At 32.5% G+C, this 10,777-nt stretch carries 12 protein-coding genes; 6 read left to right on the forward strand and 6 right to left on the reverse strand.

Features of this window, described 5'->3' with window-relative positions; translation table 11 throughout:
• Positions 1-12: 12 nt before the first annotated feature.
• From G6042_RS01900 to G6042_RS01920, 5 genes are all read right to left on the reverse strand, one after another.
• Positions 13-1,080 carry an efflux RND transporter periplasmic adaptor subunit gene (locus G6042_RS01900; RefSeq protein ID WP_169522569.1) on the reverse strand — a complete coding sequence of 356 codons (1,068 nt, stop codon included), beginning with the start codon at positions 1,078-1,080 and terminating at the stop codon, positions 13-15.
• A gap of 5 nt (positions 1,081-1,085) precedes the next feature.
• Positions 1,086-2,429 (reverse strand): TolC family protein, encoded by a 1,344-nt coding sequence (locus G6042_RS01905; RefSeq protein ID WP_169522570.1) that lies wholly within the window; start codon positions 2,427-2,429, stop codon positions 1,086-1,088.
• A 6-nt stretch (positions 2,430-2,435) separates the two neighbouring features.
• Positions 2,436-3,032 (reverse strand): TetR/AcrR family transcriptional regulator, encoded by a 597-nt coding sequence (locus tag G6042_RS01910; protein ID WP_169522571.1) that lies wholly within the window; start codon positions 3,030-3,032, stop codon positions 2,436-2,438.
• A 94-nt stretch (positions 3,033-3,126) separates the two neighbouring features.
• Complete coding sequence (locus G6042_RS01915; RefSeq protein ID WP_169522572.1) at positions 3,127-4,395, reverse strand: NAD(P)/FAD-dependent oxidoreductase; 1,269 nt, start codon at positions 4,393-4,395, stop codon at positions 3,127-3,129.
• A 6-nt stretch (positions 4,396-4,401) separates the two neighbouring features.
• Positions 4,402-4,941, reverse strand: coding sequence for a YceI family protein (locus G6042_RS01920; RefSeq protein ID WP_169522573.1), 540 nt, complete (start codon positions 4,939-4,941; stop codon positions 4,402-4,404).
• A 134-nt stretch (positions 4,942-5,075) separates the two neighbouring features.
• On the opposite strand from G6042_RS01920, the gene G6042_RS01925 reads away from it, so the two are divergent.
• Positions 5,076-6,050 (forward strand): polyprenyl synthetase family protein, encoded by a 975-nt coding sequence (locus G6042_RS01925; RefSeq protein ID WP_169522574.1) that lies wholly within the window; start codon positions 5,076-5,078, stop codon positions 6,048-6,050.
• A gap of 87 nt (positions 6,051-6,137) precedes the next feature.
• A complete protein-coding gene (locus tag G6042_RS01930; protein WP_169522579.1) occupies positions 6,138-6,488 on the forward strand; it encodes a hypothetical protein in 351 nt (116 codons plus the stop codon).
• Here G6042_RS01930 and G6042_RS01935 read toward each other — a convergent pair.
• Positions 6,485-7,024 (reverse strand): hypothetical protein, encoded by a 540-nt coding sequence (locus G6042_RS01935; protein ID WP_169522575.1) that lies wholly within the window; start codon positions 7,022-7,024, stop codon positions 6,485-6,487. The two genes, G6042_RS01930 and G6042_RS01935, sit on opposite strands and share 4 nt — an antisense overlap.
• A 115-nt stretch (positions 7,025-7,139) precedes the next feature.
• Between G6042_RS01935 and G6042_RS01940 the strand changes: the two genes are divergently transcribed.
• The 4 genes from G6042_RS01940 to G6042_RS01955 all read left to right on the forward strand — a co-directional run.
• Positions 7,140-9,911, forward strand: coding sequence for a 2-oxoglutarate dehydrogenase E1 component (locus G6042_RS01940; protein ID WP_169522576.1), 2,772 nt, complete (start codon positions 7,140-7,142; stop codon positions 9,909-9,911).
• 51 nt (positions 9,912-9,962) lie between these two features.
• A complete protein-coding gene (locus G6042_RS01945) occupies positions 9,963-10,265 on the forward strand; it encodes a nucleotidyltransferase family protein (RefSeq protein WP_169522577.1) in 303 nt (100 codons plus the stop codon).
• The gene (locus G6042_RS01950; protein WP_169522578.1) at positions 10,252-10,602 is read left to right on the forward strand and encodes a HepT-like ribonuclease domain-containing protein; all 351 of its coding nucleotides are present in this window, start codon (positions 10,252-10,254) and stop codon (positions 10,600-10,602) included. The genes G6042_RS01945 and G6042_RS01950 overlap by 14 nt, the downstream gene beginning before the upstream one ends.
• A gap of 53 nt (positions 10,603-10,655) precedes the next feature.
• The coding region (locus G6042_RS01955) for a biotin/lipoyl-containing protein (RefSeq protein ID WP_169522545.1) at positions 10,656-10,777 on the forward strand (122 nt) is incomplete at its 3' end.

Here is a 10,777-nt window from a genome sequence, read left to right on the forward strand (position 1 = left end):
TTCTAGAAATCTTTATTTGATAATTTCTACTTTGCTACCGTCTTGAAGATTGATTTGTCCGGTAATCACTATTTGTTCTCCATTTGATAATCCGTCTAAGATTTCAACTTTATCTCCAAGGATTCTTCCTGCAGTTACTTTTTTAAGTTTAGCCATTCCGTTTTCAACTACAAATATTTGATTACTGCTAACACTACCCACGAATGCATTTCTAGGTACAATTTTTAAGGTTTGCTTTTGTTGATTTGAAGCAAATTTTGCTGTTCCATACATTCCTGCTTTTAAATCGTTTGAACTGTTGTTTGAAATTTCAATTTCAACAGGGAAATTTAAACTTGTGTCTGCTTTTGCAGCAATAAAAGTTATTTTTCCTGAAAATTCTTTATCTGGATATACATTTGTAACTACTTTAATTGGTGTTCCAACTTTCAGACTTGCTACTTGACTTTCATTAACGGTAACATTCAATTTTAATTTGGAAACATTTACAATTTCAAATAATTCTGTTGGAGGCATTCCAGATAGAATAGTTCCAACTTCTATAAGTTTTTTATTGATAAAACCGCTAATTGGTGCCTTTATTCTGGTATCACTAACATTAATATTTGCTTGTGTTAAGTTTGCTTTAGCATTTACCATGGCTAGTTTTGCTTGATCTAGTTGCTGTTTTGTTACACCGCCTGTTTTGAATGCATTTTCAAATCGGTTATAATCCGCAACTGCGTTTTGATATACTGCATCAGCATTTTGAGCATTTACATTTATAACATCGCTTCTAACAATAGCAAGTGTTTGTCCAGCTTTTACATAATCACCTTCTTTGACTAAAACTTGAGTTACTTTTCCAGATTTTTCAGCAGAAAATTTTAGTTCTTGTATTGGTTCAAAATTTCCGTTTGACACGAAGTCTAACGAAACTTCTTCTGTTTTTACAGTATCAATTTTTACTGAAACTGAAGCATTTTTTTCAGCAACAATAGCTGTTTTAGCTTCATTTTCAGCTTTGTTTTTTGTTAGGATGAAAGCAATCAGACCTAATGATGCTGCAATTACTACTATGGTTATAATAATTTTTTTCATTTTAATTATTTGTTGATTAGTGTTTTAAGTTCTCCTTTTGATTTTATTAATTGAATTTCTGCTAATTTGTAATCTAATAGTGCTGTCGTATAGTTGTTTTGAGCCACAACCCATTCGTTTTCTGCATCTAACAAATCCGTCAAAGAAGCTAAACCTTGAATATAATTATTGTTAGTATTAGTTAACACTTCTTGTGCTAATTTTGCATTTTCTTTTTGATTATTAATCGAGATAATGCTGTTGTCTATTTGCGTTTTTGCATTTTCATATTCAAAATCTAAAGCCAATTTGGTTTCTTCTAGATCTACTTTTATCGATTGTAGTTTGTTTTCTGCCTGACGCACTTTTGCACGAGTTCCAAATCCTGTAAAAATGGGAACGTTTAAGTTTAAACCAATTGCTGCAAAATCCGACCAATAAACGCCATCGGCTGGTTTTTTAAACCATGGCATTTCTGGACCTTGACCAATGTAGTTATAACTTCCAGTTAAAGAAAGCGTTGGGTAATATGCCGCTTGAACCGATTTCTTTTGATATTCTAAAAGTTGTTCGTTCTTTTTTAGTAACAAATATTCGGTTCTTTTTGTGGCATCTGGCATTTGGGCTGATAGAGCTGTTGCTGTAACTTCAAATTCAGTTTCTGGAATTGAAATTTTTGTTTCTAGTGGCATTCCCATCAAAAATTTTAATGCGTTTTCTTGAAGTTGAACCGCATTTAGCGTTTGTTGTCTTTGGGTATTGATGTTAGAAATTCTCACCAACGTTCTATCTAAATCAATTTTTTTAGCCAACCCATTTTCAAATTGCCCTTTGATAATGTCTTTTACTTTGGTCGTGTTTTTCAAATTGTTGTCTAAAACATTCAGGTTTTGACGTGTAACATATACTTGATAATAGGCATTTGCAACTTTTTCAACAACTTGTTCTTCTGTTAATTGTGCATTTATTTGATAGAACTCTCTAGTAGATTTTGCTGCTTTTAAACCAATAAAAACAGATTGATCATATATTGCTTGATTTAAAGTAACTCCAGCAACAGAATTCCATTTTTGTCCAAGTGGCGCTAAAATTGTAGTTCCAGGTGCTCCAAAAAAATCACCTGGTAAGGCATTTAATTGTAAAATTGGATTTACATTTAAACTACCATTGGCAGAAATTTGAGGTAATGCTCTTGAACGCACTTCTTGAATTTGGTATGCGCTATTTTCTACATCAAGCTTTGCTTTTTTAGCATCGGCTTTATTTTCTAAAGCAAATGTAATAGCGTCTTTAAGTGTTAAGACTTTAGTCTCTTGCGCTTGCAAAAATCCAACAGCTAAGAGAAAGGTTAGTATTAATTTGTTTTTCATTGATGATTATATATTTGATTTAAGTAATTGATTTTCGAGTTCTGTAATTCCTTTTTCGGTTGCAATTGCACGTGTGTGATATTCGAGTGCTTTCGCTTCAAGTTCGTATGCATCTTTTTCCATCATGGTATTTTCATTTATAGAAAAGATAAGTGTGTAATAAAATTTTACTGCAGATTCGATATCTGTTTCCTTTCGGTATAACCCTTGAGTAATCCCTTTTTCGATATTTTGTCGGAACATTTGACTACAATCTTCTATTTCCGTACACATCATTTTTTCATAAATCTCTGGATAATGTTTTTTTAATTGGTATGCTGGTGAATGGTCAAACGACTGAAACATTTCTTTAAACATTTCTCGCATTTGGAATTTTTCCTCAATGGCATTAAAATTTTTACCAACAATTTCATCCATCATCGAATGAATTTTTTGATGTACTACTTCTGTTCCTTCTTCAATTAATTTTTCTTTATTGCTGAAATATTTATAAATCGTTTTTTTAGAAATACACATTTCGTTGGCGATGTCATCCATAGTAACGCTCTTGAAACCAAGTTTCAAAAACATATCAGTAGCTTTTTTAATAATTTTCTCTTTCATTTTCTCTGAATTTTCGACTGCAAATGTAATATGGAAACTTTTAACACTAAAATAGTTTCCAAAGTATTAACACAAATTTAACACCTAATTAATTCTATTGAATTTTTTTCTCTGGACGAATAATCATTCGCAGTGATGAATTCTTAGAAAAATAAGCTAAAGCCCAATGATACAATGTATTAACTTTATTTCGTGGCATTGATAATGACATTAAGTGAACAAACAACCAAGCCATCCAAGCCAAAAATCCTTTGAAATGCACTTTTGGTTTTGGCAAATCAACCACTGCTTTATTACGACCAATAATCGCCATCGAACCTTTGTCTTTGTATTGAAATGGTTTTTGCGGTTTATTAGCTAATGCTAAAATCAAGTTTTTGGCTAGGTTTTTTCCTTGTTGCATTGCAGGTTGTGCTACTTGCGGATGACCATTTGGAAAATTTTTATCACTTTCCATAAAAGCGGTATCGCCAATAGCATAAATATTTTCAGTTCCGATGATTTTATTGAATTCATCAACCAATAAACGATTGCTTCGACCATACATTTCATCAGATAAACCATTGAAACGCATTGCCGTAACTCCTGCTGCCCAAATTAAATTTCGAGTTCTAATCGTTGAACCATCTTTGAAACTCACCGTTTGACCATCATAATCAACTACTTGTTTGTTTAGTAAAACCTCAACACCTAGTTTTTTAATTTGTTTCAACGTTTCTTCCTGAGAATTTTTACTCATTGGTGCAAGCAAAGCTGGTCCACCATCAACCAAATAAATTTTGGCATTTTTAACATGAGAAAGTTCTGGATATTCTTTATGAATAATGGTTTTACTCATTTCGGCAAACATTCCCGATAATTCAACACCTGTTGGTCCGCCACCAGCAACCACAATCGTCATCAATTCTTCTTGTTCTTTTATATCCAATGAATTGGAAGCGATTTCGGTTCGTTGTAACATGGTGTTTCTCATGTTCAATGCATCCTCCAATGTTTTCATTGGAATGGCATTTTTCTTCACGTTTTCCATTCCAAAATAATTGGTCACAGTTCCAGTAGCAATGACAAGATAATCGTACTGTAACTCACCATTATTGAGGATAATTTTATTTTCATTGGAAACAATTTCTTGTAATTCGCCCATCCAAAATCGAATTTTTGAACCCGAAAGCATTTTTCTAAACGGATAACTTATCGAAGATATTTCTAAAAAACCCGTTGCTACTTGGTATAATAAAGGTGGAAAAAAATTGTAGTTTACTTTATCTACTAATGTGATTTCAAAATTGGAGTTATTTGAAATTGTTTTTGCAAAATTTAATCCGGCAAATCCACCACCAATAATGACTATTTGCTTTTTCATAACGTTTTAATTTAATTGTTGTGCTGTTGTAAAAACAAAGTTGGCAACCAAATCGATAAACTGATTTGAATTTGAACCTTTATAATCTAGTTCAGTATTCATATTAAGGTCAAAATCTTGACGATTAATTTTTCCCGAAAATTCAACCAACACTTTTGGCAAATCACTTTGCATTTCCATCGAAACAATTCTAACATCAAGCTCAATAGTTTTGGTAATGTCGTTTATCGTTAAATTTCCTTTCAAGAAATTGATTTCAGTATTTACTTTTTCAAAAGAAATCGATTTAAATCGAATGAAATGTTGCTGATTAATCTCTAAAAAGCTATTTGTTTTTTGCGGTTCACTTAAATGCTTTATCGTTCCAGTATCTTTATCAGCATCAAATAAAAGTTCCAGCGAAGCATCAATCATTTCGTTGTTATTTATCGTCATTGTTGCTTCTAATTTTTCGATAGAATTAGCCAAAAAAGTTAGCACGCTAAGTCGAGCTCTTAATAAAAGATCGGATTCATCAGCATTTACACTTAAAAAAGTAGCAGTCATTGGAAGGTTGTTAAAATTTCGATGCAAAAATAAATCGGAAACGAACAACACTAAAAAAGTTTCCTAAATATTAACAAAATATTAACATTTTAATATCCGATAAGAAAGAAGTAAATTAGCCGAAAATATTTTTCATGCAGTCCATTTCTAATTATCAAGAAAAAATTTCAAACCATTTTGAGTTGCTGGCTTTAAATAAAGAACCTAAAAATCTTTACGAACCTATACAATATATATTATCGCTTGGCGGAAAAAGACTTCGTCCTGTTTTAACGCTAATGGCTACAGAAGTTTTTGATGTAGATTGTACCAAAGCTTTATCGGCAGCAACTGCGGTGGAAGTTTTTCATAATTTTTCGTTGATTCACGATGACATTATGGATGATGCACCGTTGCGAAGAGGAAATGAAACGGTTCATGAAAAATGGAATATTAACACCGGAATTCTTTCGGGCGATGCAATGCTAATTTTGGCTTATCAATTTTTTGAAGATTATGAACCTCAAATTTTTCAGGAATTAGCCAAATTATTCAGTAAAACAGCATTGGAAGTTTGCGAAGGACAACAATATGATGTGGATTTTGAAACGCGTGATGATGTTACCATTCCTGAATATCTGAAAATGATTGAATATAAAACGGCGGTTTTAGTTGGTGCCGCGATGAAAATGGGCGCAATCGTTGCTGAAACTTCCGAAGAAAATAAAAATTTAATTTATGATTTTGGTTTGAATTTAGGCATTGCTTTTCAATTGCAAGACGATTACTTAGATGCTTTTGGAAACCCAGAAACCTTTGGTAAACAAGTTGGCGGCGATATTATTGAGAACAAAAAAACCTATTTGTACCTAAAAGCAATTGAATTTGCTCAACCAGAAGAAAAAGAGCAATTGTTGCATTTGTTTTCTATTCAACCCAATGATAATACCGATAAAATCAATTCTGTAAAGGATATTTTTAATCAAACCGGCGCGAGCGAAGCCACGCAAAAAGCCATACAAGATTTTACTTTTTCTGCTTTTGAAACTTTAGAAAAAATGAATATTTCGAATGATAAGAAAATGATTTTAAAAGCGTTTGGCGAAAAATTAATGAACCGAAATGTGTAAAGCAACTTCAAAAATCAATCTCAAAAGTCAATTACAATACTTTAAATTGATATTATTTTGAAATTGAAGTTGAAATTGAAATCGAATATGTTTGTAGCACCAATAAATACTGACCTTTTACTTTCGGAAGCCGAAAAAGAAAACCTATACGATAAACTGATTGAACAAATCAATAAAGATTTCAATTTTGCCAACGAAGCGATTGATTTTCCAAAAAGTACTTCGCCCGAAGAATTGAAAATCCAACTTCACGAGAAAATTTATCGCTTAATTCAGTACAAATATGCTGAATTGCTCAACTTACTCTACATTATCGATGTTCCAGAAGAAAATATGAAACAACTCGACGGTTCTGATACGGTTGAACTTTCGGAGCAAATTGCTTTTTTAATTTTAAAAAGAGAATGGATGAAGGTTTGGTTTAGGAATAAATATTAAAAGAAAACCCTAACAAACGGCATAAAAGCATCGCCATATACATTTTTATCTTTGTCGAATAAAACATTGTAACGAGCACCAATCGTTACGTTTTCCATGCGATAACCTGCACCAAGAAATAGTGCGGTGTTCCAAAAATTTTCGGTTACATCAATATTTTCATACGTAAGATTAACTCGGAGTTGTTCTAATTCTACCGATAATTGTGCTTCGGGAATTGGATTGAATAAACCAATGATGCTTCCGCCATAATTATTGCTTTTGAAAAAACCTTTTTGTCTCAAATAACTGTATTGAACTCCAGTTCCAAGAGCAAAATATTCGTTGAAATTATAAATAGCCGTTGGTGCAATAGTAATATCAGTATAACCACTTCCAAATCCTAAACCTAAACCACCACCAAATTGAACATTTTTCCAAAAATCATTTTGAGGACTATCGGGATTTTTTTGTTGTGAAAAACAAATGCTGCTTACCAGTAAAATAGCTACAATTGAAATCGTTTTTAACTGACCTTGTAAATTATTCTTTTTCATAGAAAAATATATATATAATTAGCGTTATAAATATACTAAAATCATTGAAAGATTAGTACAAATAGTATACTTTTGCAAAACTATTTTTTAACAAACAGTGTATTAACTAGAAATTATGGATAGGTTTTCCTTTTTAAACGCAGCACACACACAATTTTTTGCCGATTTATACGAACAATATACTCAAAATCCCGATAGCGTAGAACCAAGTTGGAGAGCTTTCTTCCAAGGGTTTGACTTTGGTATGGAAACTTTTTCCGAAGAGCAAGTATTGGCACAAATTTCCAAAACTGAAACTAACGATCAAGATTGTAGCTTGGTTTCGGGCAAATTACAAAAAGAATTTAACGTTCTTCGATTAATCGATGGTTATAGAACTCGCGGACATTTGTTTACCAAAACCAATCCGGTTCGAGACAGAAGAACTTATACGCCAAATTTAGATTTGGTTAATTTCGATCTTTCAGATGCTGATTTAGATACTGTTTTTGATGCTGCAAAAGTTATCGGAAAACAACCTACCACTTTACGCCAAATTCTAGTTCATCTTCAAAACATGTATTGCCAGCATATTGGTATCGAATACATGCACATGGAAAATCCGGTTTTTGTAAACTGGGTTCAAGATAGAATCAATGCTAATGACAATCAGCCTAATTTCAATGCAGAGCAAAAGAAACACATTTTAGGAAAACTAAACGAAGCCGTTTCTTTTGAAAATTTCCTTCATACAAAATACGTTGGTCAAAAACGTTTCTCGCTTGAAGGTGGCGAAAGTTTAATTCCGGCTTTAGATACTGTGATTGAAGCTGCTGCCGAAAAAGGTGTGGAACATTTTGTTATGGGAATGGCACATCGTGGTCGTTTGAACACGTTGGCAAATATTTTTGGAAAAGCTACTCAAGATATTTTCTCTGAATTTGACGGAAAAGATTATGACAAAGAATATTTTGACGGCGATGTTAAATACCATTTAGGTTTAACTTCTGAAAGAAAAACAAAATCGGGTAAAAAAATCAACATCAATTTAGCGCCAAATCCATCGCATTTGGAAACTGTTGGAGCTGTAATTGAAGGTATTACTCGTGCAAAACAAGACAAATATTTCCCTGAAGATTTTTCAAAAGTTTTGCCAATAGCCGTTCACGGCGATGCTGCTGTTGCTGGGCAAGGAATAGTTTATGAAATTATTCAAATGTCACAATTGGATGGTTATAAAACCGGAGGAACAATCCATATTGTAATCAACAACCAAGTAGGATTTACTACAAATTACCAAGATGCTCGTTCATCTACATATTGTACCGATATTGCTAAAGTAACTTTATCGCCAGTACTTCACGTAAATGCTGATGATACTGAAGCTGTTGTACATGCCATGTTGTTTGCCTTAGATTTCCGAATGGAATTTGGTCGCGATGTATTCATTGATCTTTTAGGATACAGAAAATATGGTCATAACGAAGGTGATGAACCACGTTTCACGCAACCAGTTTTGTACAAAATAATTGCACGTCACAAAAATCCAAGAGATATTTATGCAGAAAAATTAATCACTGCTGGTATCGTTGACGCAGCATATCTCACAAAAATCGAAAACGAATACAAAGAAAAACTAGATGAAAATCTTCAAGCATCACGCAAAAAAGATTTGACGATAATAAAACCTTTCTTGCAAGACGAATGGAAAGGATTTGAGCAAGTTTCAGATGATGTGATGTTGCAAAAATTTGACACTAAATTCGATAAAAAGAAACTAGATCAAATAGCTAAAGAAATTTCTACATTACCATCTGATAAAAAGTTCATCAGCAAAATAACAAAGATTGTAACCGACAGAAAAACTATGTACGACAACAATGCAATCGATTGGGGAACAGCTGAAACGCTAGCTTATGGTTCATTGTTAACAGAAGGTTTTGACGTTAGAATCTCAGGGCAAGACGTAGAAAGAGGAACATTCTCGCATCGTCATGCAGTTGTAAAAGTAGAAGACAGCGAAGAAGAGGTAATACTTCTCAATTCTTTAAAAGACAAAAAAGGAAAGTTCAATGTATTCAACTCTTTCCTTTCTGAATATGGTGTTTTAGGTTTTGATTATGGTTATGCACTAGCCAATCCGAATGCGTTGACAATTTGGGAAGCACAGTTTGGAGATTTCTCTAATGGTGCACAAATCATGATAGACCAATACATTTCGTGTGGCGAAGACAAATGGAACAACCAAAACGGAATTGTATTATTGTTGCCTCACGGATACGAAGGTCAAGGAGCAGAACACTCTTCGGCTAGAATGGAACGTTATTTACAACTTTGCGCACGTCACAACATGTACGTAGCAGATTGTACAACGCCAGCCAATTTCTTCCATTTGTTGAGAAGACAAATGAAAACCAAATTCCGTAAACCATTAATTCATTTTTCACCAAAAAGTTTGTTGCGTCATCCATTGTGCGTTTCAACAGTTGATGAATTGGCAAAAGGACAATTCCAAGAAACCATCGATGACAACTCAGTTGACAAGAAAAAAGTAAAAACAGTAGTTTTCGTAACCGGAAAATTCTATTATGATATTCTAGCCGAAAGAGAAAACTTAGGCAGAAATGACGTAGCTTTGGTACGTATCGAGCAATTATTCCCGTTACCAACCGAGCAGTTAAAAGAAATTATAGCAAGCTATCCAAATGCAGACGATTTTGTTTGGGCACAAGAAGAACCAAAAAATATGGGTGCATACAGTTTCATGTTAATGAATTTTGATTTAGTACCGTGGAGATTAGCTTCGTTAAAAGCTTATGCAGCACCAGCAGCAGGAAGTCACACTAGAGATAGAAGACGTCATGCTGATGCCATCAGAATGGTTTTTGATAAAAATTTATTTAGATAATTAAAGAAGAAAATAGAATAAAGAGAATAGATTATAAATTTTAAAATATCTATGTTAACCAAACAAGACATATTCAAAACTATAATTGATAACAAGGAAGCTATTAAAAGTTTTGGTGTTACCGAAATTGGTTTGTTTGGTTCTTATGTAAGAAATGAACAAACAGAAGATAGTGATATAGATTTTTTAGTTGATATAATTAAAGAAAAGAAAACTCTAAAAAATTATATTGATTTTTGTGATTTATTAGAAAATCTCTTTAAAAACAATAAAATTGATATTGTTTCTAAAAAAGGATTGAGTGAATTTATTGGACCACATATTTTAAAAGAGGTAAATTATGTCAAAATCTGATGAAATAGAATTCATTAAACACATTTTTATTGAAATAAATTATATTCAAACTGTAGTTGAAAAGTTAGATGAGGAAGATTTTTATAATGATGAAACTCTAAAAAGAGCAATTACAAGAGCATTAGAGATAATTGGTGAAGCAACAAAAAATTTGAACCAAGATTTTAGATTAAAATATAATTCTGTTCCGTGGAGTTATATGGCTAAATTGAGAGATAAAATTATTCATCATTATCAAGGTGTTGATTATGAAACTATTTGGAACATAATCTCACAAGAAATCCCAGAATTACATTTTCAAATAAAACAAATAATAAAAGAACACGATAACAAATAATTATATAATTTTCAGAATAAACTTTTAAAACTGAAACTTTAAACCAAAAGAATATGATTTTAGAAATGAAAGTGCCTTCACCAGGCGAATCGATAAAAGAAGTAGAAATCGCAACATGGTTAGTAAAAGATGGCGATTATGTAGAAAAAGATCAAGCCATTGCCGAAGTTGATTC

It is taken from the genome of Flavobacterium solisilvae, from assembly GCF_012911605.1.
Taxonomy (GTDB): Bacteria; Bacteroidota; Bacteroidia; order Flavobacteriales; family Flavobacteriaceae; genus Flavobacterium; species Flavobacterium solisilvae.